Raw genomic sequence first — 26,989 nt, 5'->3', positions numbered from 1 at the left:
CTTACCCCACCGGAGTTGGACCCTTGGCCGCATCGCAATGGACGTTTGCAACCGCCGTCGAGACGGCGAAGGCGCTGGCGGATCGCGAGATCTCCTCGGTCGAGCTGACGCAGCTCGCCATCGATCGCATCACGCGACACGACGACAAGATCAACGCCATCTGCGCGCGCGATTTCGAGCGCGCGCTCGACGCCGCACGCATTGCCGACGAACGGCTTGCGCGTGGCGAGCGGCGGCCGCTGCTCGGGCTGCCGATGACCGTGAAGGAGTCCTTCAACGTCGCCGGCCTGCCGACGACCTGGGGCTTTCCGCAGCAGAAGGACTTCATCGCGGCCGAGGACGCGCTCATCGTCACACGCGTCAAGGACGCCGGCGGCATCGTGCTCGGCAAGACCAACGTGCCGCTCGGGCTCGGCGACTGGCAGAGCTACAACGACATCTACGGCACCACCAACAACCCGTATGATCTCGGCCGCACGCCAGGCGGCTCCTCCGGCGGGTCGGCGGCGGCGCTGGCGGCCGGCTACGGGTCGCTGTCGCTCGGCTCGGACATCGGCGGCTCGCTGCGGGCGCCGGCGTTTCATTGCGGCGTCACGGCGCACAAGCCGACCCATGGCCTCGCGCCTTCGCGCGGCCACACGCCGCCGCCGTTCCCGCCGATGCCTGGCGAGGCGGACCTCGCCGTGGTCGGCCCGATGGCGCGCTCGGCCGCGGACCTGTCGCTGCTGCTCGATGTCATCGCCGGTCCCGATCCGCTTGAGGGCGGGAAGGCCTATCGCCTCGAGCTGCCGGCGGCGCGCCATGCGCGGCTGCAGGAGTTCCGCGTGCTGGTGATCGCAAGCGATCCGCTGCTGCCGACGGATGTAAGCGTGCGCGGTGCGATCGAGCGGCTCGCCGCCGATCTCGCCAAGGCGGGGGCCCATGTCGTGAGCGACAGCCCGCTGCTGCCGGACTTCGCTGCGTCCAGCCGGATCTACATGCGTCTGCTGCTCGGCTTTCTCGGCGCGATGATGCCGCCGGAGGTCCATGCCGGCGCGGTTCAGGCGGCCGCACATCTTCCCAAGCAGGCCATGAGCCTGGGTGCCGAGCGCCTGCGCGGCATTGCGCTCAGTCACCGCGACTGGGTGCAGGCCAGCAACGGCCGCATCGGCCTGCGCGCGCAATGGCGGGCGCTGTTCGAGAGTTTCGATGCGGTGATCTGTCCGATCATGCCTATCCCGGCATATCCGCACGACCACTCGCCCGACCAGGAACAGCGCCGCATCAGCATCGACGGCGTCGACCATGTCTATACCGATCAGCTGGCGTGGCCCGGCATCGCCACGTTGCCGGGACTGCCGGCGACCGCGATCCCGCTCGGGCTTGCCAATGGCGTGCCCGTAGGCGTGCAGATCGTCGGCCCGTTCCTCGAGGACCGTACGCCGCTGAAGCTCGCCGAACTGATCGAGCGTGAATTCGGCGGCTTCGTGCCGCCACCGATGTTCGCGGATTAGTTGGAGTCCGGCGTTTTTCACAACGCCTTGCCACAACCAGCCGTCGTCTCCATCGTCATGGCCGGGCTTGACCCGGCCATCCATCTACGAGAGAGGATGGATGCCCGGGTCAAGCCCGGGCATGACGAGCAACTGATCGACAGGCTCCCACGACCTCATCAGCCGCATCACCTGCGACCTCTTCCATCACGCGTCGAACATGATCACGCTGCGCAAGGTCTTGCCGGCCTTCATGTTGGCAAAGCCTTCGTTGATTTCGGACAGCTTCAGCTTGGCCGAGATCCAGTCCTCCAGGTGCAGCTTGCCGCGCAGGTAGAATTCGACGAGGCGGGGCATGTCGACGCGGAAGTGGTTGGAGCCCATCGACGAGCCCTGGATGCGGCGCTCCCGAAGGAAGTCGAAGCCGTGCAGCTCGATCTTCTGGCCGAACGGGATCATGCCGACGATGGTCGCGGTGCCGCCGGGCGCCAGCATGGCGAAGGCCTGCTCGGCGGTCTCCTTGCGCCCGAGCACCTCAAAGGCGTGGTGCACGCCGCCCTTGGTCAGCTCACGCACCTGCGCGACGACATCGCCGTCGGCGGGATTGATGATGTCGGTGGCGCCGAGCTTGGTCGCGAGCTGCAGCTTGGCCGGGTTGGTGTCGATGGCGATGATGCGGCCCGCGCCCGCGATCTCGGCGCCGTTGATCGCCGCCATGCCGACACCGCCGCAGCCGATCACCGCGACCGTTTCGCCGGCCGTCACCCGCGCGGTATTGACGACCGCGCCATAGCCGGTGATGACGCCGCAGCCGATCAGCGCGGCGAGCTCGAGCGGCATGTCGTTGCGGATCTTCACGATGGCGTTCTCGTGCACCAGCATCTGCTCGGCAAAGGACGACAGGTTGAGGAACTGGTGCAGCTTCTCGGACCGTCCCCACGACAGCCGGTTGGAGGCACCGGGCAGCATCTTAACCGTGGTGTCGGTGCACAGCACCGGGCGACCCGTGGTGCAGTTGTCGCAAGTGCCGCAGAATACAGAGAGACAGGTGACGACGTGGTCGCCCGGCTTCACATAGGTGACGTCGGAGCCGACCTGCTCGACGATTCCAGCGGACTCATGACCCAGCACGGCCGGCAGCGGATGCGGATACAGCCCTTCGATGAAGTGCAGGTCGGAATGGCAGAGCCCGGCGACCGCCGTGCGGATCAGCACCTCGCGCGGCCCCGGCTTGGGCACGCTGATGTCCTCGATCACCAGCGGCTTGTTGACCTCCATCAGCACGGCGGCTTTCATTGCGTTCTCCCTGTTTTGTTATGCTTTATTGAGCAGCGTAACGAGTAGTCCTTCCGGCGCCGATGGCTGCGCCCTCTCCCCTTGTGGGAGAGGGCTACACAACTATCGACCACAAGCTCGCTTGGGTGAGGGGTTCGTGCCACACAGCAAACTCCGCGCCCGTGGCAACCCCTCACCCGGCTTTCATGCTGCGCATGAAAGCCACCCTCTCCCACAAGGGGAGAGGGGGGCACCGTTGCCGTGGTGACGAGGCTGCCACGCATCGCAGTTCATTCCATATTTCATAGCGAGCCTACGCCGCCGATATCAGTTCGCCAACCTCCTCCATCGCCGCATCGCGCTCGCCGAGCAGCAGCGACGCCATCGCATCATCCGCTTTGTTTTCCGTGAGCCGGAACGGATCGGCCGGCGTCAGCCGATGATCGACCACGAGCTTCGCCAACAACAACCGCCGCGCATCACCGCGCATCGCATGAATGCGCGCGCCTTCCCAGGTCAGCGTGACAGCGCTGGCCGTGTGATACAGCAGGCTGGTGGCGCGGCGGAATTCGGCTTCGTTGTCGGCGCGGCCCGCGACCTCGCGCGCGAATCCTATGGCGCGATCGACGAGGCGATGCAGCTGATCGCGCCATGCCTGCGGAACGGCGGCGCTGTCGTCGAGACGCGCATGCAGGTCGGCGGCCAGCGTCGATTCCGCGCCGTGGCGGCCGACCGCGCGCTTCAGTGCATCGAGCGCGACGATGTTGCCGGTGCCCTCCCAGATCGATCCGAGATGTGCGTCGCGCAGCAGGCGCGCGGTGGCGAACTCCTCGACATAGCCGATGCCGCCGCGCATCTCCAAGGCATCGCCGCAGACCTTGCGGGCATCGCGGGTGGCGCGGAATTTCAACACCGGCGTCAGGATGCGCAGCAGCGCCGCGGCGTCCTGGCTGCCCGCTTCGGCGCGGTCGAGCGCATCAGCCGTCACGAAACTCATCGACAGCGCCTGCTCGGTCGGCAGCAGGATCTTCATGAGCTGGCGACGACCGAGCGGCAAGTCGACGATGCGTTGTCCGAACACCACGCGATTGCGGGCGACCGTGATGGCATCGTGCCAGGCGCGGCGCATCAGCGCGGTCGACTTCACACCGTTGGAGAGACGCGAGGAGTTCACCATCTCGGCCATCTGCACGAAGCCGCGATCGAGCCGGCCCACCGCATAGGCTATGGCGCCGTCCAGCTTGATCTCGCCCGAGGCCATCGAGCGCGTGCCGAGCTTCTCCTTCAAGCGCACGATCCGATAGTGGTTCTGGCTGCCGTCATCGAGAAAGCGCGGCATCAGGAAAAGGCCGACACCGCGCGTGCCGCTCTCGGCACCTTGCGGCCGCGCCAGCAGCATCACCACTTTGGCATCGGCATTGGAGCAGAACCATTTCTCGCCATGCAGGCGCCAATGATCGCCCTCGGCCACGGCCACTGTCGTCAGCGTGCCGACGTCGGAGCCGCCCTCCTTTTCGGTCATGAACTGGCCGCCCTGGGTCAGCTTGCGCATATCAGTCTGCGTCAGGCCGTCGAGATATCTGGCCTTGAGCGCCGCGCTGCCGAAGCTCGCAAGCAGCTTGGCGCAACCGTCGGTGACGTTGATCGGACAACCGAGCCCGAACTCCGCCTGGTTGAACAGGAAGGTGAAGGCGTGCTTGGCGGTGACAGGATATTTGTGCGGCCAGCCGAGAATGCCCTTGCGGATCGACATCGCATGGATGCCGAACTCGCCGAACGCGGCGCGCTCGAGCTCGCGATAGGCCGGGTGATATTCGATCCACTGCACGTCGCGGCCGAAGCGGTCGCGCTGGTGCAGCACCGGTCCATGGCGGTCGGCCAGCCGGGCGCATTCGTCGAGATACCCGCCAGCAAGCTCGCCGAGCCGGTCGAGATGCGGCACCAGATGACGGACCAGCGCCTCCGGCAGATGGATGCGCAGGAGATCGGCCAGTGCCGGATCGGCGCGATAGAAGTTCAGGCCGGTGGTATCGGGCGCCAGCAGCTCCGGTCGCTTCCCGCCAGTCATGACGTCATCGCGCTTCAGGAACTGATGCATGATCGTTAAGCCCTCGTTCGTTTCCGCAAGTCTTCTTAGGCTCAAGTGTTCTTAGGGACTCTTCGACAGGTTGCGCCTGATCGGATACACCAGGGCACGGCGTACGCCGAACTGGGAGCAGATCCATGACCCATCAGCCGACGGAGGTTTATCGCATCTTCGGGGCGGAGATGTCGCCCTATTCGGTCAAGGTGCGATCGTATCTGCGTTACAAGGGCATCCCGCATCACTGGATATTGCGCAACGCGGAAAGCGAGGCCGAGTACCGCCGTCACGCCAAGCTGCCGATCATTCCGCTGGTGGTCGCGCCCGATGAGACGCCGCTGCAGGATTCGACCCCGATCATCGACGCGCTGGAGCTCGAATTCCCGGACGCATCGATCCATCCCGGCGACGTGCTGACGAGCTTCATCTCGGCGCTGATCGAGGAGTTCGGCGACGAGTGGGGCAACAAATGGATGTTCCATTATCGCTGGGCGCGCGACGTCGATCAGCGTGCGTCAGCCGGCCGCATCGCCCGCATGGTCGCGCCCAAGGCCGGCGAGGCCGACTTCGGCAACGTTGCGGAGAAGATCCGCGCCCGCATGGTCGAGCGGCTCTGGTATGTCGGATCGAACGAGGTCAACGCGCCGCAGATCGAACAGGGCTTTGTCGAGATGATCGGCCTGCTCGAACGGCACCTCGCCGTCAGGCCGTATCTGTTCGGCGGCCGGCCGGCGTATGGTGATTTCGGCCTCTGGGGCCAGTTCTACGAGCTGTGGACGGACCCGACCGCCGGCGCGCTGATCGAGGGCAATGCGCCGCATCTGCTGGCCTGGATCCAGCGCATGCTGTGGCCGCGGGCGGAAGGCGACTTCGAGCTGTGGCCCGAATTGTCGTTGACGCTGATGCCGATCCTGACCCGCCAGGTCGGCGCGCTGTTCATGCCGTGGACGCTTGCCAATGAACAGGCGATGGCCAGGAATCGCGACGTCTTCAGCGTTCAGCTCGGCGACGCCGTCTGGACGCAGAAGCCGCAGAAATATCATGCGCGTTCCCTACAGATGCTCCGGAGCAAATACGCCTTCCTGCATGACCGCAGCCGTCTCGACGTCGTGCTGGAGGAGATCGGCTGCCTCGCCGGATTGCAGCCGCGGCCGGCCTGATATCAGGCAGAATTGTGGGGATCAGCCATAGGAAGACGGCCGCCGGTACATTAGCTTGATGGCTGCGGACGCTTTCCGAGGACATGCCCATGGACATCCCTGCCTACAAGATCGCCCTGATCGTCGGTGCCGGCGAAGGGCTCTCGGCCTCGCTGGCGCGGCTGTTCGCGCGTGAGAAGATTCGCGTCGCGCTGGCGGCACGCAAGACCGAGAAGCTCGGCGCGATCTGCAACGAGACCGGCGCCCGGGCCTATCCGTGCGACGCCACCGATCCCGAGGAGGTCGAGCGGCTGTTCGGCCTCGTGACGCGCGAGATCGGCGAGCCCGACCTCGTGGTCTACAATGCCAGCGCGCGGGCGCGCGGAGCGCTGGTCGATCTCGTTCCCGCCGACGTTCAGCAGTCGATCTCCGTCAGCGCGTTCGGCGGCTTCCTGGTGGCACAGCAGGCGGCGCAGCGCATGCTGCCGAACAAGCACGGCGCGATCCTGTTCACCGGCGCCTCGGCGAGCGTGAAGGGCTATGCGCAATCGGCGCCGTTCGCGATGGGCAAGTTCGCACTACGCGGCCTGGCCCAGAGCATGGCGCGCGAGCTGTCGCCGCAGGGCATCCACGTCGCGCATTTCGTCATCGATGGCGGCATCAGGAGCGCGGCACGCCAGGAGCCGGCGGAGCGGCCGGACTCGATGCTCGATCCCGACGCGATCGCGGCGAGTTATTGGAGCGTGCTGCAGCAGCCACGCAGCGCCTGGAGCTGGGAGATGGAGCTCCGGCCATGGGTGGAGACGTTCTGAGAGGTGGCGTTCTGTAGGGTGGGCAAAGGCGCGCCGCGTGATGCGCAGCATCACCCGGTGCGACGTGCCCACCATTGTGCTGTTCGCTCGCTGCGAGACGGTGGGCACGGCGCGTCGGCGGGGGGTCATAAGGACGGAGCGGTGAACGCGCCTTTGCCCACCCTACGGACCGCTCGTGAGATGACGATCATCCTTCAATCAGCGCAAAAAAACGCGCCGCGGATGGTCGGCGCTCAGCCCCTTCTCGAACCGCACCAGGGTCCAATCATCGGCATGCGGCTGGATCGTAAAGCCGGCCTTGCGGGCCAGCGCGATCATGACGCTGTTGCTGCTGAGCGCGTCGCCCGACAGCATGACGCCGCCGAGCGCGAGCGCGCGGCGTTCGAGATCGGCGATCAGCGCCGGGCCGATGCCGTGGCCGTGCCAGCGGTCGTGCACCGAAAGGCCGAATTCGACGCGGCCCGTGACGCGATCGAGCGCATAGCGCGCTTCCGCCACGATGCCCTCGTGATCCATCGTCCCGACGAGGCTGTAGCGGTCGTTGCGGCCGAGCGCGACGAAATCGTCGAGCACGGCCTTGGGCAGCTCGCTGAGCGCGCCGAGGAAACGCTTGTGGCGTGAGCTCGCGCTCAAGGACCGCACATAGGCCTGCAGCGCCTCCGCATCATCGGGCGTGACGAAGTGCAGCCGGACGGACTCGCCGCGCCGGGTGTGAATGACGTCAGACGCAACGAGATCGGCGACAGCGGGCGTCAGCATGGCAGGCGTCCTCAGGAAAGAAGTTGCCGGCGCCCTCCTTTACGAAGCGGCGCCGGCGTGGCGGCCAGAGTGAGGGGCTCAGGCCCGCCAGAACGGCTTGTCGATCTCGGCGGCGATATCGCTGCGGGACAGGCCGAGATCGTGCAGATCGCGCTCCGACCACTGCGCCAGCTCATGGCGCGTGCGGTAGCGGAAACGCCAGGCCGCGAGCAGCTCGCCGACCCCGGACCAAAAGCCCTGATCATGATGTTTCGTCATTGACGAGGCGACGTAGAGGGACATGGAAGCCTCCTGGAAATACCTTGAGGGTGTACTATCCAGGGCTTGTGCTTCATCCACAAACGACATTTACTACCGCTTCGGATGAATTAAAATCATGCGTTGGGGAGGCTGGACATGACTCGGCTGCCGTCGCTGAACGGATTGCGGGCGTTCGAGGCCGCGGCGCGGCATCTCAGCTTCACCCGTGCGGCGTCCGAGTTGAACGTGACGCAGACTGCCATCAGCCATCAGATCAAGCGCCTGGAGGATGAACTCGGGCTGCGGCTGTTCGTCCGGCAGAACCGCAGCCTGGCTTTGACCCCGCAAGCGCGCGACTACCTCCCGCTGGTTCGGGCGGCATTCGACGATCTCAGGCTGGCGACCGAGCGGCTGGTCCGCAAGGACAACGCCAAGGTGCTGACGGTCTCGACCATCGCCTCGCTCGCCGCCAAATGGCTGCTGCCGCGGCTGACCGCGTTCCAGGAGGCCCATCCCGGCATCGACGTGCGCATCACGACCTCGACCGGCCTGGTCGATTTCCGCAAGGACGACGTCGACGCCGCGATCCGCTACGGCCGCGGCCATTGGCCGGGCGTGCGCGCCGAATGGCTGATGGCCGACGAGTTGTTTCCGGTCTGCAGCCCGGCGCTGCTGCAGGGAGACCGGCCGCTGCGCTGCCCGGAGGACCTCGCGCACCACACGCTGCTGCAGGCGAGCGCCGGCTATGACGACGATTGGCGTCTCTGGCTAACCGCGGCCGGCCTGCCGGTGGAGATGTCGCGGCAGAGCAGGCTGAGCTTCGACCTGTCGCTGATGACCGTCCAGGCCGCCATCGACGGGCTCGGCATCGCGATCGGGCGGACCGCCTACGTCCAGGACGACATCGCCAAGGGCCGCCTCGTCGTCCCGTTCAAGATGACGCTGCCCAGCGACGCCGGCTTCTATCTGGTCACCCCTGAGGGCCGGACCGATCCACTGAAGCTGAAGGCGTTCCGGCAGTGGCTCAAGGGTGCAGCGCAGCAGAAGGGCCTCTCGCAAAATCCCGTTCAGCCTTAAGGATTTGGCTATCAAATCTATTGGCTGACAAGATGTCGCATGGCAGATTGTCGCACCCATCCACCGGCCGGCGCAGAATGACTTCCGCACGAGCCACTCGACGGCAGGAGTTTCGCGCGTGTCATCCACCCCAGCCCAGCAGCCGGCCAACATCAAGTCGCGCATCGGCGCGATCCTGCGCGCCACCAGCGGCAATTTCCTCGAGCAGTTCGACTTCTTCCTGTTCGGGTTCTACGCCGCCGCGATCGGCAAGGCGTTCTTCCCGTCATCAGACGAGACGGCGTCGCTGCTGAATACGTTCGGCGTGTTCTGGCTCGGCGCGCTGATGCGCCCGGTGGGCGCTATCGTGCTCGGCGCCTATATCGACAAGATCGGCCGCCGCCAGGGACTGATCGTGACGCTTGGCATCATGGCCGCCGGCACCGTCGTGATCGCGTTCTGCCCGACCTACGCGACCATCGGCGTCGCCGCGCCGATCATCGTGCTGCTCGGCCGCCTGCTGCAGGGCTTCTCGGCGGGCGTCGAGCTCGGCGGCGTCTCGGTCTATCTGTCGGAAATCGCAACGCCGGGCCGCCGCGGCTTCTACACCTCGTTCCAATCGTCGAGCCAGCAGGTCGCGATCTTCGTCGCCTCCATCCTCGGCTATCTGCTCAGCGAGAGCATGCCCGCCGCCACCGTGACCGCCTGGGGCTGGCGCATCCCGTTCTTCGTCGGCTGCCTGATCATCCCGCTGATCTTCTTCCTGCGCCGCACGCTGGAGGAGACGCCGGCCTTCCTGGCGATGAAGAAGCACCCGACCACCAGCGAGGTTTTCGCCTCGGCGCTGGCCAACTGGCGCATCGTGCTGCTCGGCATGATGATCGCGATCCTGACCACGACGACGTTCTACTTCGTCACCGTGTACACCCCGACCTTCGGCAAGACGGTGCTGAAGCTGTCGACCGCGGACGCTCTGCTGGTGACGCTGCTGGTCGCGGTGACCAACTTCATCTGGAATCCGGTCGGCGGGGCGCTCTCCGACAAGATCGGCCGCAAGCCGGTGCTGATCGGAATCGCGACGCTGTCGCTGCTGACGGCCTATCCGGCGCTGAGCTGGCTGGTGGCGGCGCCCAGCTTCGGCAAGATGCTGGCGGTCGAGATGATGTTCTCGTTCTATTTCGGCATGTACAGCGGCACCATGCTGGGTGCGCTCGTCGAGATCGTGCCGGCGCATGTCCGCACCACCTGCTTCTCGCTGGCCTTCGCGCTCGCCGCAGCGCTGTTCGGCACCTTCACGCCATTCGCGGCGACCTGGCTGATCGAGAAGACCGGCGACAAGGCCTCGCCCGGCTTCTGGCTGATGTTCGCCGCCGTGCTCGGCATCATCGCGGCGGCAACCGTCTATCGCGGTGGCCGGCAGGCGGTCGCAGCACGCGAGCCTGCCGCGGCCTGATCGGCTTGTCTGTTGACGTCGCGGGCGGCATCATCCGATGCCGCCCGTTTCTTTTGACGGTGCGGCTGGAGCCGAGCGAGGTCTGTCATGAACGAACTGATTGCCGTTGCCGAACAGGTTGCCGCGCGGTTGATCGCGCGCAAGCAGACCATCGCGGTGGCGGAGTCCTCGGCAGGCGGCTTGATCGCGGCATCCCTGCTCGCCGTGCCCGGAGCCTCGGCCTACTTCCTCGGCGGCGCCGTGGTCTACACCCGCGACGCGCGCCGCGTGCTGATGGACATTCCCGACGAGGCGATGAAGGGCATCCGCTCGGCCTCGGAGCCTTATGCGGCGCTGCTGGCCAAGCAGATCAGGACGCGCTTTGCGACCGACTGGGGCTTGTCGGAGACCGGCGCCGCGGGCCCGACCGGCAACCGCTACGGCGATGCCGCAGGGCATGCGTGCTTTGCGGTCGATGGCCCGGCGTCAGCCGTGGTGACATTGGAAAGCGGCAGCAGCGATCGTTTCGCCAACATGCAGCTGTTCGCGAAAAGCGCGCTGCAGCTTTTACTCAAGCATCTCGACACATAATCCGCTGTCGTCCCGGACAAGCCTGACGACGCGAAGCGGCGGCGGGCGCTGATCCGGGACCCATACCGCGTGATCTCGATTGGGGCACGCTGGGCGTTGCCCCGCTGAGCAAACCAACATCCGCCTGTGGTTATGGATCCCCGCGTTCGAGGGGATGACAGCGAGTTTGTGGCGCCGACGGTGGCTTAAGCGAGAAGGGCCGCAGCCCTCATTTCTCCCGGAAGGCGCGCATCAGCTGGTCGTGCAGCGGCTTCATCAGATAGGAGATGACAGTGCGGTCGCCGGTCTGGACGAAGGCTTCGGCCGGCATGCCCGGGATCAGCTTGACGTCGCCGAGACGCGCGATCTCCTCCGGCGACATCGAGACGCGGATGGTGTAGTAGCTCTGGCCGGTGCGCTGGTCGGTGGTGACATCGGGCGAGACGCGGCTGACGACGCCGTTCAATTCCGGCGTGGTGCGCTGGTTGAAGGCCGACAGCCGCAGCAAGGTTTTCTGTCCGACCTGCAGCTTGTCGATGTCCTGCGGATTGACCTTGGCCTCGACCTGCAGATCGTCGCTCTGCGGCACGATCAGCATGATGGTGTCGCCGGCGGTGATGACGCCGCCGACGGTGTGCACCGAGGACTGCAGCACCATGCCGTCCTGCGGCGCCCGGATGTCGACGCGGCGCAACTGGTCCTCGGCGGTGACCTTGCGCTCGACGAACTCGCCGATCTTGTCGGTGGTCTCGCGCAGATCCTTGGAGACCTCGCTGACCATGTCCTTGTCGACCTGGATGATCTGCAGCTCGGTCTCGCTGATCTTGCCCTTGGCCTGGGCGCGGGCGGCGATGAATTGCGCGCGCTCGCCATTGAGGCGGGCGGCGTCGCGCTCCAATGTCGTCAGGCGCGACAGCTGCACCAGGTGTTGCTCGTAGAGCTGGCGCACGCCGTCGAGCTCCTTCTGCACCAGCGTGATCTCCTGATCCTTGGCGCTCACTTGTGCCGACAGCCCCTCGATCTCCTCGGTCAGCTGGGCCACGCGCTCGCGCAGCTGCGCCTTCTGCCCGATGCGGCCGTTGACGCGGACCTCGAACAGCTTGGTCTCGCTCGCGGTCAGGCTCTTGACGTCGGGATCGCTCATGCGCTGCAGGATTTGCGGTGGGAACAGGATCTTGGCCCAGCCGCGCTGCTCCGCCTCGAGCCGGGCGGCGCGCGCCTGCAGCGCGTCGAGATTCTTGGTGACGATGGCGAGCGACGCCTTGGTCACGGTGTCGTCGAGCCGGACGACGATATCGCCGGACTTCACCACGTCACCGTCACGCGCGCGCAGTTCGCCAACGACGCCGCCGGTCGGATGCTGCACCTTCTTGACGTTGGACTCGACGACGATCTGGCCGGGCGCGATCAGCGCGCCGGAGATCTGCTGCGTGGCCGCCCAGCCGCCCAGCCCGCCGGCCACCGCAACCACGACGGCCATGCCGACGATGAGGTGGCGCCGGATCGACTGCTTTGCGCTCTCCGGCTTCTGCAATCCCGGTACGGGGCCGATGATGACCTGGCTGCTCATGCGATCCGGCTCCTCACGACTTCGCCACGCCGGCTTCCGACACGATCTTGATCGGCGCCGGCGGGCGCGGCTGCAGCACCTGGGCCAGCACCGTTTCCTTCGGCCCGAACGCCTGCGCACGGCCATCCTTCATGACCAGGACCTGATCGACCGCCTCGATGCCGATCGGCCGGTGCGCGACCACGACGACGATCGCGCCGCGCGCCCGCGCCGAGCGGACGGCCCGCGACAGCGCCTCGTCGCCTTCGGTGTCGAGATTGGAATTGGGCTCGTCGAGCACGATCAGGAACGGATTGCCGTAGAGCGCGCGCGCCAGCGCGACGCGCTGGGCCTGCCCGGCGGACAGCGCCGCGCCCTGCTCGCCGATCTGGGTGTCGTAGCCGTCGCGCATCTTGATGATGATGTCGTGGACGCCGGCCTCCTTGGCGGCGGCGATGATGCCGTCCGCGGAGGCGTTCGGATCAAAACGGGAGATGTTCTGCGCCACCGAGCCCGCGAACAGCTCGACATCCTGCGGCAGATAGCCGATGTGGCGGCCGAGCTCGTCCGTCGACCACTGGTCGAGCGCCGCGCCGTCGAGCCGGACATGGCCGCGCACCGGGCGCCACACGCCGACCAGCGCCCGCACCAGCGACGACTTGCCGGACGCGCTCGGACCGATGATGCCCAAGCCATTGCCGGCGGACAGCGTGAAGCTCACATCCTGGACAATCGCTTTCTGATCGCCCGGCGCGACGATCGAGATGCCCTCGACCGCGAGCTTGCTGACGGGCGGCTGTAGCTGCGTCGGCGCTGCACGCTCCGGCATCGTCTGCAGCAGCTGGCTGAGGCGGCGCCAGCTCTGGCGCGCGGCGACAAAACTCTTCCAATGCGCGATGGCGAGATCGACCGGCGCGAGCGCCCGTGCGCTCAGGATCGAGCCCGCGATGATGATGCCGGCGGTGGCCTCCTGATGAATGACGAGATAGGCGCCGACCGCGAGCACCGCCGACTGCAGCATCATGCGCAGCACCTTGGCGATGGCGCCGAGCCCGCCCGCGACGTCGCTGGCGCGCTGATTGCCCGCGAGATATTTCTCGTTGGTCTCGCCCCAGCGCTGCATCAGCCGCCCGGTCATGCCCATGGCCACCAGCACCTCGGCGTTGCGCCGGCTCGCGGTGGCCAGATCATTGCGGCGGGCGGCGAGCCCCATCGCCTCCTTGGCCGGCGTGCGGGTGAGAAACTCGGTGACCAGCGTCAGCGCAACCAGGATGATGGCGCCGACCAGCGCGGTGACGCCGAGCATGACGTGAAATGCGAAGCAGATCGCGAGATACAGCGGCAGCCACGGCAGATCGAAGAACGCGCTTGGCCCCTGGCTGCCGAGAAAGCTCCTGATGTTGTCGAGATCGCGCAGCGGCTGCAGACCCTCGTTGCGGCCCCCGGTCGACAGCGGCAGCCGCACCACGGTCTCGAACACCCGCGCGTTGAGGCTCTCGTCCAGGGCGGTGCCGACCCGGCCGAGAATCCGGCTGCGGATCATGTCGAGCGCACCCTGCGCGGCGTAGAGCCCGGCGGCGATGATGATGAGACCGATCAGGGTCGGCACCGACCGGCTCGGCAGCACGCGGTCATAGACCTCGAGCATGAAGATGGAGCCGGTCAGGTACAGCAGATTGATGATGCAGCTCATCACTCCGACGCCGATGAAGGCGCTGCGGCAGCCGCGCAAGGCTTCGCTGAGCTCGGATTGCCTTGCGTGCGGTGCGACCGCCATCAATACCATCTCTTCGATTGATCAAAATGAGCTGCGGCGCCGCCGATCAAAATCACAAACTGGCGGCAAACAAGGCGAAATATACTGATTCCTGCGGCAAGCGTCCAACGTCACTCACCTTAGCGTAAATAAGCCGTACGCAGGATGTGTCGTGGCGCACCGCGCAAACGTTCAGACGGCCGGGTCCAGAGCCCTAGAGCCGGCCGCCGGTCCGCACCAAGCGGACGACCAGCAGCAGGATGATGGCGCCGAGGGCGGAATAGACGATCTCCGACACCAGCCCGGTCCCCAGATGAACGCCAAGCCGCGGGAACAGGAAGCTGGCAACGAAGGCGCCGAGCACGCCGATCACGATGTCGCCGATCAGGCCGAAGCCGGTGCCGCGCACGATCTTGCCGGCCAGCCAGCCCGCGATCAGGCCGACGAACAGGATGACCAAGATACCTTCGTTCGATACGTGCATCGGATGCCCCCACTTGGCGCTGATGAACATGTCCGCGCAGGGGCCATCCTAGCGGGGCTGCCGCAAGGGTTCGACACGCCGTCCGCAGTTCCTCACATGCGTGGCGCGTTTCACCGGCAACCGTTACGTCGCCGCCACACCCACGGGCGCCTCGGCGAGAATACAGCGCGCGAACCGCTGCGGCCCGAGCTCGACACTCGGCGGCATCGCCTCCGAGCAGCGCGGCTGGGCGAAGCTGCAGCGTGGCGCGAACGAGCAGCTCTGCGGCGCCTGGTCGAGTGACGGCGGCGTGCCCGGAATGGTCTGCAGCCGCTCGCCGCGCTTGGCGCCATGGATGGTGGAGGCCAGCAGGCCGCGCGCATAGGGATGAACGGGCCGGCGCACGATGTCGCGCAACGCGCCCTGCTCCACGATCTGGCCGGCATACATGACGGCCACGCGGTCGCAGATCTCGATGGCGACGCCGATGTCGTGGGTGACGAAGATGACCGACATGCCGAGCTCGCGCTGCAACTCGCGCAGCAGCAATAGGATCTGGATCTGCACGGTGGCGTCGAGCGCGGTGGTCGGCTCGTCGGCGAGCAGCACCTTGGGACGGCAGGCAAGCGCCAGCGCGATCATCGCGCGCTGGCGCATGCCGCCGGACATCTCATGCGGATAGGATTCGAGGCGGCGCTTGGCCGAGGGGATCCTGACGATTTCGAGCATCTCGAGCGCACGCGCGGTGCCCTCGGCGTAGCTCTTGCCCTCGTGGCGCATCACCGTCTCGGCGATCTGTCGGCCGATGGTGTAGACCGGATCGAGCGCCAGCCCCGGCTCCTGGAAGATCATCGACACGGTGCGGCCGCGGAACTGCGACAGCTCCTCGTCGCCCATGGCGAGCACGTCGCGGCCCAACACTCGGACGCTACCGGAGATCTGCGTCCGCTTCCGCGGCAGTAGCCGCATCAACGCCCGCATCGTCACGCTCTTGCCTGATCCGGACTCGCCGAGCAGCCCGAGCACCTCGCCATCGCCCAGCGACAGGCTGACATCGTTCACCGCATGCACGTTGCGCTCGCCGGTGAAGCGGATGGTGAGGTCGTTGATCTCGACGAGGTTGGTCATGGCAATTCGTTCCTGACGAACTCGGTGTCGTCCCGGGCAAGCACGTCGGCGCATCGCGCCGTCGTGCGCCGACCCGGGACCCATACTCCCGATCCACGTTCGTGGCACGATCGCCACTCCGAGCCATCGCAACATGACGGCCGGTGGTTATGGATCCCGGCTCGGCGCCCGCCGTCGCTGCGCGACGTCAGGCTTGGCCGCGACGACACCGAATGTGTGGAGCGAATGCTACGCCTCATGGCAGCGTCGGCACACGCGCGTGGAAGTCGGTCGCGCGCTGGAAGGCGGCGCCGATGGTGAGGATGGTGGCTTCGTCGAACGAGCGGCCAATCAACTGCATGCCGACGGGCAGGCCTGTTGACGTGAAGCCGGAGGGAATCGCCAGCGACGGCAGGCCGAGATAGTTAACAGGCCTTGTGAAACGCGTGATGTGCTGGATCAGGGCTTCCGCACCAGGCGCGCCGCCGACATCGCTCTCCGCGATGGACGGCGTGACGAGTGGCGATGCCGGCGCGATGATCGCATCGACGCCGGAGGTCGCTGCGACATGCGCGGCCAGCGCGGCGCCACGCCAGCGCAGCGCCTCGAGATAGGTCACGCCGGACACGGCCAGCGCAAGCTGCAGCCGCATCATCACCTGCGGCCCGTAGTCCTGCGGCCGCTCGATCATCCAGCGCTTGTGGAACGCGGCGGCCTCGACCGCCAGCACGAGTTGGCAAGCGGCCGTGAGCTGGCGCTGGTCGGGCAGCTCGACCTGCACGACATCGGCGCCTTCGGTCTTCAGCACCGCAATCGTCGCATCGAGGCAGCGCGCCACCTCGGGATGGAGATCGTCGACGTAGAATGACTTGGGGACGCCGATCTTGAGCCCCTTGATCGAGGCCTTGGTTGCCGCGACATAGTCCTGCACCGGAACGGCGCTGGCGGTCGGATCCTCGGGATCCGCACCGGCCATCAGGCCAAGCAGCAGCGCGCAATCTTCTGCGGTCCGCGCCAGCGGCCCGACCGTGTCGAGCGATTGCGACAATGGCATCGCGCCGGCGTGGCTGACGCGTCCCCAGGTAACCTTCAGGCCAGTGACGCCGCAGAAATTCGCGGGCGTCCGGATCGAGCCGCCGGTGTCCGAGCCGAGCGCCGCAAACGTCAGACGGGCGCCGACCGCCGAGCCCGAGCCGGACGACGAGCCGCCGGTGACGTAACCGAGCTTCCAGGGATTGTGCACCGGACCATAGTGGGCGTTGTGGCCGGTCGGACCATAGGCGAACTCGGCCATCTGCAGCGTGCCGAGCCGGATCGATCCGGCATCCTTCAGCCGCTGCAGCGCGGTCGAGGTCGTCGTCGCGACGAAGTCGCGCCGGATCAGCGAGCCGCAGGTCGAGATGTGGCCGGCCTCGTAATACATGTCCTTGTGGGCGAGCGGCACGCCGTGCAGCGGCCCCTTCGGCCCGTCCTTCGCAAGAACAGCATCGGCCTCGGCTGCCAGCTTCAGCGCCGACTCGGACTCGAGCGCCATGAAGGCGTTCAGCTTCGGCTGCCACTGTGCGATGCGGTGCAGGCAGGAGCGCGTCACCTCGACCGAGGACAGCTTCTTGTCCGCGATGGCCTTCGCCACCTCGGTCAGGGTCATCAACGCAGGTTCGGTGCTCATCGGCCCACCTTCAGGGTCTGCGCCACGACGTAGCTCGAAGGCTCCAGGTCGAACGGCAGGGTGCCGGCAACGGCGGCGAAATTGTCGAAGGCCGGCCCGATGGCGTCGGCAATCCGGTTTGCAACCTCCTTATCGACCGGCAGGCCGGAGGCCTCGGCGATGGCATGGACTTGCTGGGGCGTGGGTCTGGTCATTCCGCTTCTCGCTGCTGATGTCCTACCGTCAGGCGGCTGGTGCGCGGCTGTGCCCCGAACCTGGGATCGCCATGTGGCAGGCGGCCTGATGGCCCATTGTATCCAGCTCCGTCAACCTTGGGGCGACATTCGCGCATGGCGCCTCGGCAAACGGACAGCGGGTGTGGAAGCGGCAACCCGGCGGCGGATCGATCGGGTTGGGCGGATCCCCGGAGAGCGGCGGCACCTCGGTGCGCTTGTCCGGATCCGACGACGGCATCGCCGCCAGCAGGGCCCGCGTATAGGGATGCGCCGGTTTCGCCCAGACCTGCTCGACCGGACCGAGCTCGACGACCTCGCCGAGATACATCACCAGCACGCGGTCGGAGATGTAGTTGATGACGTTGAGGTCGTGGCTGATGAACAGATAGGTCAGGCCGAAGTCGCGCTTGAGGTCCATCAGCAGATTGAGCACCTGGGCCTCGACCGACTTGTCGAGCGCCGACACCGCCTCGTCGAGGATGACGAGTCGCGGCGACAGCGCCAGCGCGCGGGCGATGTTGACGCGCTGGCGCTGGCCGCCGGAGATCTCGTGCGGGTACCGGTTGGCGAAGATCTCGGGCCTTAAGCCCACCTTGCCGAGCAGCTCGCGCGCCAGCGCGCGTGCCGCACCATCCATCATGCCATGCACCTTCGGCCCGAACGCGATCGACTCTTCGATCGTCAGGCGCGGATTGAGCGAGGCATAGGAGTCCTGAAACACCATCTGCATGCCGCGGCGCAGCTCGCGCAAGGAGATCTCGTGGCCGACCTGGCGACCATCGAAGATGATCTCGCCGGCATCGCGCTCCATCAGATGCATCAACAGCCGCGCCGTCGTCGACTTGCCGCAACCGGACTCGCCGACGATGCCGACGGTCTCGCCCTTGCTGATGTTGAACGACACATCGTCAACGGCCCGCACCGTCTTGCGTGCGCCGAACAGCCCGCCGCGCACGGGGAAGTGTTTCGTCAGCCCATCGACCCGCAGCAACGGCTGCGCCTTGCCACCGAGGTCCTCGATGGGGGCGAGGCCAGTGACGACTGCAGGCTCGCTCATGAGAATCACCTCGCTGCCGCCGCGTGGATCCCTTCTCCCCTTGTGGGAGAAGGTGGCGCGGACGCAGTCCGCGACGGATGGGGGGTCTCTATCCGCGGAGACAGACCCCTCACCCGGATTGCATCTGGCGATGCAATCCGACCTCTCCCACAAGGGGAGAGGTGCACCGCCGATGCCGAGCGATTTTCCAATAAAGCTGGCACGGCCATTATCAGCTCCGAATATCCATCGCGCTGCGCAGGCCGTCGCTGAGCAGATTGAAGCAGATCGACACCGCGAAGATCATCGCGCCCGGCAGCGCCGCAACCCAGGGATTGACGTAGATCGCCGTGCGCAGCGTGTTCAGCATCAGGCCCCATTCCGGCTCCGGCGGTTTGGTGCCGAGGCCGAGGAAGGAGAGGCCGGCGGCGAGGATCATCGACACGGAGATCAGGCCGGTCGCGTAGACGAAGATCGGGCCGAGCACGTTACCGAGCATGTGCGCGCGCATGATGGTGAAGGCATTGGCCCCCGACGCGCGTGCGGCCTCGACGAAATCGCGGTTGCGCACGCCCGTGGTGACGCTCTCGGCGACGCGCGTGATCTGCGGCACGAACACGATGGTCAGCGACACGATGGAGTTGGTGATGCCGGCGCCGAGCGCGCCTGATATCGCGATCGCCAGCAGCACCGAGGGAAAGGCGTAGAACACGTCGATGGTGCGCATGATCATCGTGTTGACCCAGCCGCCGACATAGCCGGCGACGAGGCCGAGCATGGTGCCGATGCCGAAAGCGAGGATGACCGGTGAGATGCCGATCAGCAGCGAGAGCCGGCCGCCGTAGATCAGCCGCGCCAGCATGTCGCGGCCGAGTTCGTCGGTGCCGAGCGGATAGTTCGGCGTGCCGATGTGACGCAGGCGGCGGATCATCGAGCCCTGATAGGGATCGGGGAGATGCAGGTACGGCGCCAGCAATGCCGAGAGGAAGATCAGCAGCAGGATCGCGACGCAGACCATGCTGACCTTGTCCCTGACGATGCGGCGGCCGACGGTCTCCCAATAGCCGCGCGCGTTGGCCACTGGCGCGGCCTGCAGGGATTGATCGTTGATCGCGCTCGGGGACGTGACGCTCATCGCTAGCCCCGCTTGATGCGCGGATCGATCGCGGCCTGCGCGATGTCGACCACGAGGTTGAGGATGACGAAGAACATCGCCAGCACCAGGATCGTACCCTGCAGCAGCGGCAGGTCACGCTGGAAAATCGCGGAGTTCAACAGCAGGCCCGAGCCGGGCCACGAGAACACCGTCTCGATCAGGATCGAGCCGCCGAGCATGTAGCCGAGTTGCAGGCCCATGACCGCGAGCGCGGTCGGCGCGGCGTTCTTCAGCACGTGACGAAACACCTGGGTCTCGCGCAGGCCCTTCGCGCGCAAGGCCTCGACGAAGTCCTGGCTCAGAATGTCGCCCGTCAGTGCCCGCACGGTGCGAGTGATGATGCCCATCGGGATCACCGAGGTGGTGATCGCAGGCAGAATGAGGAAGCGGATATGCGCCCAGTCCCACGCCCAGGCACCCGAGCCGGACGGACCGGCGCCGACGGCCGGCAGCCAGTTCAGCTCGACCGAGAAGATGATGACCAGCACCATGCCGAGCCAATAGTGCGGCAACGACACGCCGGCGATGGCGATCGAGGTCGCGACCTTGTCGATCCAGGTGTCGCGGAAATAGCCGGCGACGAGGCCGAAGAACAGGCCGAGCGAAAAGCCGATGATGGCGGCGGCGATCGCCAAGGTCACGGTGTTGGAGACCGCGCGCAGCACCTCGGCCAGCACCGGACGGCCGGTCGCGATCGAGCTGCCGAGATCACCATTGACGGCGCGCCACAGCCATAGCCCGAACTGCACCGGCAGCGGCTTGTCGAAGCCGTAGGCTGTACGCAGCTGCTGCGCCAGCTCCTGCGACGCGTCGGCCGGCAGCACCGCGACGAGGGGATCACCCGGCGTGATGTGGACCAGCATGAAGCAGACGAGCGCGACGCCGATGATGATCGGGATCGCATAGACCATCCGCCTTGCAGCATAAGAGAGCACGAGTCACCTTTTGAAGGTCTATCCATCGTCATGCCCGGGCTTGACCCGGGCATCCACGCGGTCCCCACCACGGGTCAAAGATGGATGGCCGGGTCAAGCCCGGCCATGACGACGAGTGGAGGATGGAGCCTTACGGCTCCACCGAGATCGGCGAGAAGTCGATGAACCAGCTCTTCGGCTGCACCACGCCTTTCACCTTCGGGCTCATCGCGCGCGGGCCGACGTCGTGGGCGACGTAGAGGAACGCAGCGTCGTCGACCGAGGCGGCGTGCAGCTCCGCCAGCGCCTTGTCGCGCTCGGCGGGATCGAAGGTCTGGCGCGCCTTCTTCACCAATTCGTCGAACTTCGGATTGTTGATGAAGCCCCAATTGTTCGACACCGGCGGCGCCATGGACGACTGCAGGAAGCGCACCAGTGCGAAGAACGGATCCATCGCCGCATAGGTGACGTTGGTGGCGTTGGCGCCGTTCGCGGACGCATCCTTGGCGCCGCGGCGCCAATTGGTGAACAGCGTGTTCCACTCGATGACGTCGAGCTTGACGTCGAAATAGCATTCCGCGAGCGCCTGCTGCAGATACTCGTTCATCGGCAGCGGCAGCATCTGGCCGGAGCCCGACGCCGAGGTCTGCGTCTTCACCTCCAGCTTCTTGTTCGGGCCGAAGCCCGCCTCCTGCATCAGCTTCTGCGCTGCGGCCTTGTCGTACTTGATCTCGAAGGTGACGTTGCCGCGCCAAGGATGGCCCTTCTCGAAGGTGCCGGTGGCGGGCACCATCAGCCCGGCCAGCAGACCATCTTTCAGACCTTCGCGATCGATGCAGAGATTGGCGGCCTTGCGGACGCGGATATCGTTCCAGGGCGAGCCCTCGATGCGCGAGAACTGCCACGGCCAGACATGCGGCTGCTCATTGGCGTAGAGCTTGAAGCCGCGCTGCTTGATCTCCGGCAGCGCATCCGGCGCCGGCGCCTCGACCCAGTCGACCTGCCCGGACAGCAGCGCCGCCGTGCGCGCATTGGCCTCCGGCATCGGCAGCAGGATCATCTTGTCGGCCTTGGGCACCCGCGCCTTGTCCCAATAGGCTTCGTTCTTGACCAGTTCCAGCCGCTCGCGCGGCGTGAACTTGCTCATCTTCCACGGGCCGGTGCCCGAGGCCTCCTTGGCGAACGCCGCCCATGCGGCTTGCGACTTCGCCTTGTCGTCAGCACCAGTCGCGGCCTCAAAGAGCTTCTGCCACTTGCTCGGGCTCGCCATGAACAGGTTGGTGAGGTTGATCGGCAGGAAGCTGTCCGGCTCCTTGGTCGTCAGCTCGACGGTGAGATCGTCGATCTTGCGCGCCGAGGCCAGCGTCGGCATCCGCGAGGCGGTGACGCCGACCTGGCTCGGATCGAATTGCGGCGCATCCTGCTTCAGCACCTTCTCGACGTTCCACACCACGGCGTCAGCATTGAACGGCGCGCCGTCATGGAAGGTGACGCCGGGGCGCAGCTTGAACGTCCACTTCGTCTTGTCGGCATCATCGACCTTCCATTCGGTGGCGAGGCCGGGAATGACGACGCTCGGCTTGTCCGCCGACGACAGGTCCCACGCGGTCAGCGCGTCATACATCGTGAGGCCGGTGAAGCGGTTGCCCTCGAAACCCTGGTCGGGCTGGCCGAGCGTGCGCGGAATGTCGGCGGCGGTCATGCCGATGCGCAGCACGGATTCGGCGCCGGCCTGCACCGGCAGCGCGATGAAAGCTGCGCTCGTCATCATCGCGGCCGCAACGGCTGCGCGCTTCATCATTGAGGTCGCTGGACGCAAAAGCACGATCAAGGTCTCCGATCCGCTGGCTAAATTCTGGGCAGCGTTATGCAACGCCTATGCCAGCACTGCTCCCGAGCGCTCCTCTGCGACGCGTGGTCACAACCGTTTGTACTCAAATGATCTGATCGGGGCTTTGGCACCCGGATTGCAGGTTTCCGCATCGAATTTGATCCGGATTTCACGGAGCTTCATCCTGATGCGTATGAAATTGTCCTTGCTCGCCACTGCGCTTGCGCTCGGCCTCTCTGCCGTGGCCGCGCGCGCCGAAACCGTCTTGCGCTACGGCATCTCGATGGCCGACGTCCCGCTGACGACCGGCCAGCCTGATCGCGGCGCCGGCGCCTATCAGTTTACCGGCTACACGATCTACGATCCGCTGGTGGCCTGGGACATGAGCGTCGCCGACAAGCCCGGCAAGCTGATCCCGGGTCTCGCCACCGAGTGGAAGGTCGATGACGCCGACAAGACCAAGTGGCGCTTCGCATTGCGCAAGGGCGTCAAGTTCCACGACGGCAGCGACTTCAATGCCGATGCGGTGATCTGGAATCTGGAGAAGGTGCTCAATGATAAGGCACCGCAGTTCGACAAGCGGCAGAGCGCACAGGTGAAGACGCGCCTGCCATCGGTGGCGAGCTACGCCAAGATCGACGACTCCACCGTGGAGATCACGACCAAGACGGTCGACTCGTTCTTCCCCTATCAGATGCTGTGGTTCCTGATTTCGAGCCCGGCGCAGTACGAGAAGCTCGGCAAGGATTGGGACAAGTTCGCCAGCCAGCCCTCGGGCACCGGTCCCTTCAAGCTGACCAAGCTGGTGCCGCGCGAGCTCGCCGAGCTTTCGAAGAATTCCGAATATTGGAACAAGGACCGCATTCCGAAGACCGACAAGCTGGTGCTGGTGCCGATGCCGGAGGCGCTGACGCGCACCAACGCGCTGCTCGCTGGCCAGGTCGACCTGATCGAGACGCCGGCGCCGGACGCCGTTCCGCAGCTCAAGGCCGCCGGAATGAAGCTGGTCGACAACGTCACGCCGCACGTCTGGAACTATCATCTCAGCGTGCTTCCAGGCTCGCCCTGGACCGACATCCGGCTGCGCAAGGCCCTCAACCTGGCGATCAACCGCGATGAAGTCGTCGGCCTGATGAACGGCCTGGCCAAGCCGGCCAAGGGCCAGGTCGACCCGTCGAGCCCGTGGTTCGGCAAGCCAAGCTTCGAGCTGAAGTATGATCTGGCTGCCGCCAGGAAATTGGTGGAGGAAGCCGGCTACTCGCCAGCCAAGCCGCTGAAGACGACCTTCATCATCGCGCAAGGCGGCACGGGACAGATGCTGTCGCTGCCGATGAACGAATTCCTGCAGCAGAGCTTCAAGGAGATCGGCATCGACATCGACTTCAAGGTCGTCGAGCTGGAGACGCTGTACACGCATTGGCGCAAGGGCGCCGCCGACGAGATGAACGCCGGCATCACCGCCAACAACATCGCCTATGTCACCTCCGATCCGCTCTACGCTATCGTCCGGTTCTTTGCCTCCGACCAGATCGCGCCTGTCGGCGTGAACTGGGGCGGCTATAAGAATCCGAAGGTCGATGCGCTCATCGCAGAGGCCAAGCAGACGTTCGATCCGGCCAAGCAGGACGAACTGATCGCGCAGGCCCATGCGGCGGTGGTCGATGACGCCGTGCTGGTCTGGGTGGTGCACGACACCAACCCGCATGCGCTGTCGCCGAAGGTGAAGAAGTTCATCCAGGCCCAGCACTGGTTCCAGGACCTGACGACGATCGGCGCGGAGTGAGAGCCGCCAACGCTCGAGGCCGTCATTGCGAGCGAAGCGAAGCAATCCAGGGCCAAGCCAACGACTCTGGATTGCTTCGTCGCTCCGCTCCTCGCAATGACGACGGAGAGACTGTCGTCCCGGCCGCTGCCAGCCAGCTAGTCCACCAACAAGGGCCGGTGGTTATGGATCCCGGCGTTCACCGGGATGACATTGTTGTTGTGTCGGTCAGATCCGACCCAACGAAGAATTCTAGGGTGGCAAAAGCGCGCCGTGCTCGGCCTCACCATTCAAGGTCTGTCGCGCGCCGTGCCAACCGCCCGCGCCCACCGCCGTCGATGGTGGGCACGCGTCGCCTACGGCGCCGCTTTGCCCACCCCACGGACCCCGGCTACTTCGACGTCAGCGCGTGGGCGCCGTTCCAGTCGTCCGGCGGCGGGTTCTGCTGGTAGTTGCCAATCCGCGCCTCGTAGAGATCGAACAGCTTCGTCAGCTCCTTCGCGTCGTCGTTCTTCCGTCCACGTGCGATCGCGGCCAGCGCCTCGTCCCAGTCGCGGCTGCGATACGCGGCCAGCATCTCGATTGTCAGGTTGCGCAACAGCTGGAAGCGCTCGGAATACATCACGTCCTCGCGGCCGGCGATGGCGTAGATCACCTCCGGCTCGGTCTTGCCCTTCACCATGATGAAGTCGAGCTCGAGGATTGCGAGCTTGTCCTTGACTGCCATCGCCGTCGCCGAGCCGACGATGACGGGGAAGCCGTATTCCTTGGACTGACCCTCGAGGCGGGAGGCAAGGTTGACGCTGTCGCCCAGCACTGAATAGTCGAAGCGCTGGTCCGTGCCAAAATTACCGACGACGCACACGCCGGTATTGAGACCGATGCCGATGTTGAGCGGGATGTAGACGTGACCGCCGTCCCTGGCCTCCTGCTCGCGCGCCCGGTTCAGCTCGTCGACGCATACGAGCATGTCGATCGCGGACTCGCATGCATTCAGATGATGCTGGGGATCATCGGCAGGGGCATTCCAGAACGCCATGATGGCGTCGCCCATGTATTTGTCGATCGTGCCCTGGCGCGCCAGGATCGCGTTGGTCAGCGGCGTCAGAAACCGGTTCATCAACCGTGTCAGGCCCTGCGGATCGTGCTTGTAGCTCTCCGAAATGGTGGTGAAACCACGCACATCGGAGAACATGATCGTCATCTCGCGCTCCTCGCCGCCAAGCTTGGGCGGCGACTGGGTGAGACGTTCGACCAGGGCGGGCGAAACATATTGCCCGAAGTGGGCGCGGATCTGCCGACGCTGGTTCTGCTCACGGACGAAATTGGCGAAGATCAGCGTCAGGTAGATCGCCGTCGTCGACAGCATCGGATAGGTGAAGTCGATCAGGACACGATGCTGCGCATAGGAGAACCAGGACGTGCCGATCAAGGCTGCCGCGATCACGGCTCCGACGATCACCAACGTGACGGCGCCGAGTTTTGGCGCGAATACGATCACGAGCAGGCCGAGCAGCAAAGAACCGAAGAACTCGGCCGCAATGCCCCAGGACGGCGGCTTCAGGATGGCTCCCGTCAGCACGGATTCCAGTACCTGGGCATGTACTTCGACCCCGGGTATGGCCGGGTCGACCGGCGTCGTCTTGATGTCGTTCAGACCGATCGCCGATGGTCCGATCAGGACCAGTTTCCTTGCGATCTTGTCGGGCGCCACGCGTCCCTCGAGCACGTCGATGGCCGATACATAGATCGAGGGATCATGGCCGGCATAGTGCAGCCAGATCTTGCCCGTGCGGTCGGTGGGGATCTCGAAGCCGGCGAGGCGAAGGCCGGTGATGCCGCCGATATCGGTCCTGATGAGCACCGTGTCCGAGCCGGTCGCCACACGGAGCATCTCGAAGCTGAGTGAGAGCATCGTGATGTCCTGCGCCTGCATGATCATCGGCACGCGGCGGATGATGCCGTCGAGCTCCGATGGAATCGTAAACAGCCCGCGTCCGGACGCCGCATGCTCGATCACCGGAACGTTCCGCAACAATCCCGGGAAACTCTCCATAAAGGGAATGGCGTCGGGCCCGAGCGTGGCAACGCCCGTGACGGGCAAGGTCTTGTCGAGGTCGGCGCGCACCTCGTTGCTGCCGGACTCACCAACGACGATCCGCGATCGCCGCAAGCTATCCGCTAGCACCTGATCATTCGACGGCAGCGCCTTCAGCTTCTCGCGCGTCACCTCGTCGAGATTGGGAAATGTCTCAGCCGCAAGTGCCGGATTCAACCGGTCCGGCTCGGCGAACACGACGTCGAAAGCAATGACGACGGCGCCGAGTTGCGTCAGCTTTTCGATGATCTCGGCGATCCGCGTCCGTGGCCACGGCCACTGTCCCAGCTTGGGATCGGCGAGGCTCCTCTCGTCGATATCGACGATCGTGACCGGACGGACGGTCTTCATCCGCGGACTGAGGGCCTGGAAAGTGTCGAACGTACGAAGACGCAGCTCCTGCATCGGGGCGGGATCGACTTTACGCACCGCCGCGAAGGCGACCAACAGCAGCAGGCAGATCATGCGCGCATAGCCGAACTTGCGCGCGAACCATCGTGGCACTGCCCTCAAACGCTTCATGCCGCTTCCGATATCATGCCGAGACCGGCGATTCGAGACTCATCCAGGAAAAGCGTGTGTCCCGCGATCCAGC

General features: G+C 65.8%; 22 protein-coding genes. 7 read left to right on the top strand and 15 right to left on the bottom strand.

Translation table 11 applies throughout. The features are described 5' to 3' along the window. Positions 1-23 precede the first annotated feature (23 nt). Complete coding sequence (locus ACQR1I_RS02085; RefSeq protein ID WP_434865522.1) at positions 24-1,493, top strand: amidase; 1,470 nt, start codon at positions 24-26, stop codon at positions 1,491-1,493. 186 nt (positions 1,494-1,679) lie between these two features. Here ACQR1I_RS02085 and ACQR1I_RS02080 read toward each other — a convergent pair whose 3' ends face one another. Both ACQR1I_RS02080 and ACQR1I_RS02075 read right to left on the bottom strand, forming a co-directional pair. Beyond that, complete coding sequence (locus tag ACQR1I_RS02080) at positions 1,680-2,768, bottom strand: Zn-dependent alcohol dehydrogenase (protein WP_434865521.1); 1,089 nt, start codon at positions 2,766-2,768, stop codon at positions 1,680-1,682. A 292-nt stretch (positions 2,769-3,060) separates the two neighbouring features. Continuing rightward, complete coding sequence (locus ACQR1I_RS02075) at positions 3,061-4,845, bottom strand: acyl-CoA dehydrogenase family protein (protein ID WP_434865520.1); 1,785 nt, start codon at positions 4,843-4,845, stop codon at positions 3,061-3,063. Positions 4,846-4,970: 125 nt separating this feature from the next. Between ACQR1I_RS02075 and ACQR1I_RS02070 the strand changes: the two genes are divergently transcribed. After that, positions 4,971-5,990, top strand: a complete 1,020-nt coding sequence (locus tag ACQR1I_RS02070; protein WP_434865519.1) for a glutathione S-transferase family protein — start codon at positions 4,971-4,973, stop codon at positions 5,988-5,990. Between the two features lie 89 nt (positions 5,991-6,079). Continuing rightward, positions 6,080-6,781 (top strand): SDR family NAD(P)-dependent oxidoreductase, encoded by a 702-nt coding sequence (locus ACQR1I_RS02065; protein ID WP_434865518.1) that lies wholly within the window; start codon positions 6,080-6,082, stop codon positions 6,779-6,781. A 198-nt stretch (positions 6,782-6,979) separates the two neighbouring features. Here the strand turns inward: ACQR1I_RS02065 and ACQR1I_RS02060 are convergent, their stop codons facing one another. After that, complete coding sequence (locus ACQR1I_RS02060; protein WP_434865517.1) at positions 6,980-7,540, bottom strand: GNAT family N-acetyltransferase; 561 nt, start codon at positions 7,538-7,540, stop codon at positions 6,980-6,982. A gap of 78 nt (positions 7,541-7,618) precedes the next feature. After that, a complete protein-coding gene (locus ACQR1I_RS02055; protein WP_434865516.1) occupies positions 7,619-7,822 on the bottom strand; it encodes a DUF1127 domain-containing protein in 204 nt (67 codons plus the stop codon). A gap of 114 nt (positions 7,823-7,936) precedes the next feature. On the opposite strand from ACQR1I_RS02055, the gene ACQR1I_RS02050 reads away from it, so the two are divergent. The 3 genes from ACQR1I_RS02050 (at position 7,937) to ACQR1I_RS02040 (ending at position 10,859) form a co-directional block, all read left to right on the top strand. Next, positions 7,937-8,857, top strand: a complete 921-nt coding sequence (locus tag ACQR1I_RS02050; RefSeq protein ID WP_434865515.1) for a transcriptional regulator GcvA — start codon at positions 7,937-7,939, stop codon at positions 8,855-8,857. A 118-nt stretch (positions 8,858-8,975) separates the two neighbouring features. Next, positions 8,976-10,289: an MFS transporter gene (locus ACQR1I_RS02045; RefSeq protein ID WP_434865514.1), complete on the top strand. Its 1,314-nt coding sequence runs from the start codon at positions 8,976-8,978 to the stop codon at positions 10,287-10,289. Positions 10,290-10,376: 87 nt separating this feature from the next. Beyond that, positions 10,377-10,859: a CinA family protein gene (locus ACQR1I_RS02040; protein ID WP_434865513.1), complete on the top strand. Its 483-nt coding sequence runs from the start codon at positions 10,377-10,379 to the stop codon at positions 10,857-10,859. A 208-nt stretch (positions 10,860-11,067) separates the two neighbouring features. Here ACQR1I_RS02040 and ACQR1I_RS02035 read toward each other — a convergent pair whose 3' ends face one another. From ACQR1I_RS02035 to ACQR1I_RS01990, 10 genes are all read right to left on the bottom strand, one after another. Then, the gene (locus ACQR1I_RS02035; protein ID WP_434865512.1) at positions 11,068-12,408 is read right to left on the bottom strand and encodes an HlyD family type I secretion periplasmic adaptor subunit; all 1,341 of its coding nucleotides are present in this window, start codon (positions 12,406-12,408) and stop codon (positions 11,068-11,070) included. A 13-nt stretch (positions 12,409-12,421) separates the two neighbouring features. Beyond that, positions 12,422-14,164, bottom strand: a complete 1,743-nt coding sequence (locus ACQR1I_RS02030) for a type I secretion system permease/ATPase (RefSeq protein WP_434865511.1) — start codon at positions 14,162-14,164, stop codon at positions 12,422-12,424. Between the two features lie 193 nt (positions 14,165-14,357). Further along, the gene (locus ACQR1I_RS02025) at positions 14,358-14,627 is read right to left on the bottom strand and encodes a GlsB/YeaQ/YmgE family stress response membrane protein (protein WP_434865892.1); all 270 of its coding nucleotides are present in this window, start codon (positions 14,625-14,627) and stop codon (positions 14,358-14,360) included. 123 nt (positions 14,628-14,750) lie between these two features. After that, positions 14,751-15,734: an ABC transporter ATP-binding protein gene (locus ACQR1I_RS02020; RefSeq protein ID WP_434865510.1), complete on the bottom strand. Its 984-nt coding sequence runs from the start codon at positions 15,732-15,734 to the stop codon at positions 14,751-14,753. A 235-nt stretch (positions 15,735-15,969) separates the two neighbouring features. After that, entirely contained in the window at positions 15,970-17,382 is a 1,413-nt protein-coding gene (locus ACQR1I_RS02015) for an amidase (RefSeq protein ID WP_434865509.1), read from the bottom strand. Beyond that, positions 17,379-17,576: a hypothetical protein gene (locus tag ACQR1I_RS02010; RefSeq protein WP_434865508.1), complete on the bottom strand. Its 198-nt coding sequence runs from the start codon at positions 17,574-17,576 to the stop codon at positions 17,379-17,381. The genes ACQR1I_RS02015 and ACQR1I_RS02010 overlap by 4 nt, the downstream gene beginning before the upstream one ends. Before the next feature lie 28 nt (positions 17,577-17,604). Then, positions 17,605-18,654 (bottom strand): ABC transporter ATP-binding protein, encoded by a 1,050-nt coding sequence (locus ACQR1I_RS02005; RefSeq protein WP_434865507.1) that lies wholly within the window; start codon positions 18,652-18,654, stop codon positions 17,605-17,607. A gap of 211 nt (positions 18,655-18,865) precedes the next feature. Then, entirely contained in the window at positions 18,866-19,768 is a 903-nt protein-coding gene (locus ACQR1I_RS02000; protein WP_434865506.1) for an ABC transporter permease, read from the bottom strand. Positions 19,769-19,770: 2 nt separating this feature from the next. Continuing rightward, on the bottom strand, positions 19,771-20,724 hold the full coding sequence (locus ACQR1I_RS01995) for an ABC transporter permease (RefSeq protein WP_434865505.1): 954 nt from the start codon (positions 20,722-20,724) through the stop codon (positions 19,771-19,773). 130 nt (positions 20,725-20,854) lie between these two features. Continuing rightward, a complete protein-coding gene (locus ACQR1I_RS01990; protein WP_434865891.1) occupies positions 20,855-22,504 on the bottom strand; it encodes an ABC transporter substrate-binding protein in 1,650 nt (549 codons plus the stop codon). Positions 22,505-22,721: 217 nt separating this feature from the next. Here ACQR1I_RS01990 and ACQR1I_RS01985 point away from each other — a divergent pair, with 217 nt between their 5' ends. After that, on the top strand, positions 22,722-24,317 hold the full coding sequence (locus tag ACQR1I_RS01985) for an ABC transporter substrate-binding protein (RefSeq protein ID WP_434865504.1): 1,596 nt from the start codon (positions 22,722-22,724) through the stop codon (positions 24,315-24,317). A gap of 370 nt (positions 24,318-24,687) precedes the next feature. On the opposite strand, the gene ACQR1I_RS01980 is transcribed toward ACQR1I_RS01985, so the two are convergent. Beyond that, a complete protein-coding gene (locus tag ACQR1I_RS01980; RefSeq protein ID WP_434865503.1) occupies positions 24,688-26,916 on the bottom strand; it encodes a CHASE2 domain-containing protein in 2,229 nt (742 codons plus the stop codon). Positions 26,917-26,989 lie beyond the last annotated feature (73 nt).

The sequence above is a fragment of the Bradyrhizobium sp. HKCCYLS2038 genome (assembly GCF_051167655.1).
In the GTDB taxonomy this organism is placed as follows: Bacteria; Pseudomonadota; Alphaproteobacteria; order Rhizobiales; family Xanthobacteraceae; genus Bradyrhizobium.
The sequence above is the reverse complement of the archived record's forward strand: the minus strand, read 5'-3'. Positions and strand labels throughout refer to the sequence as shown.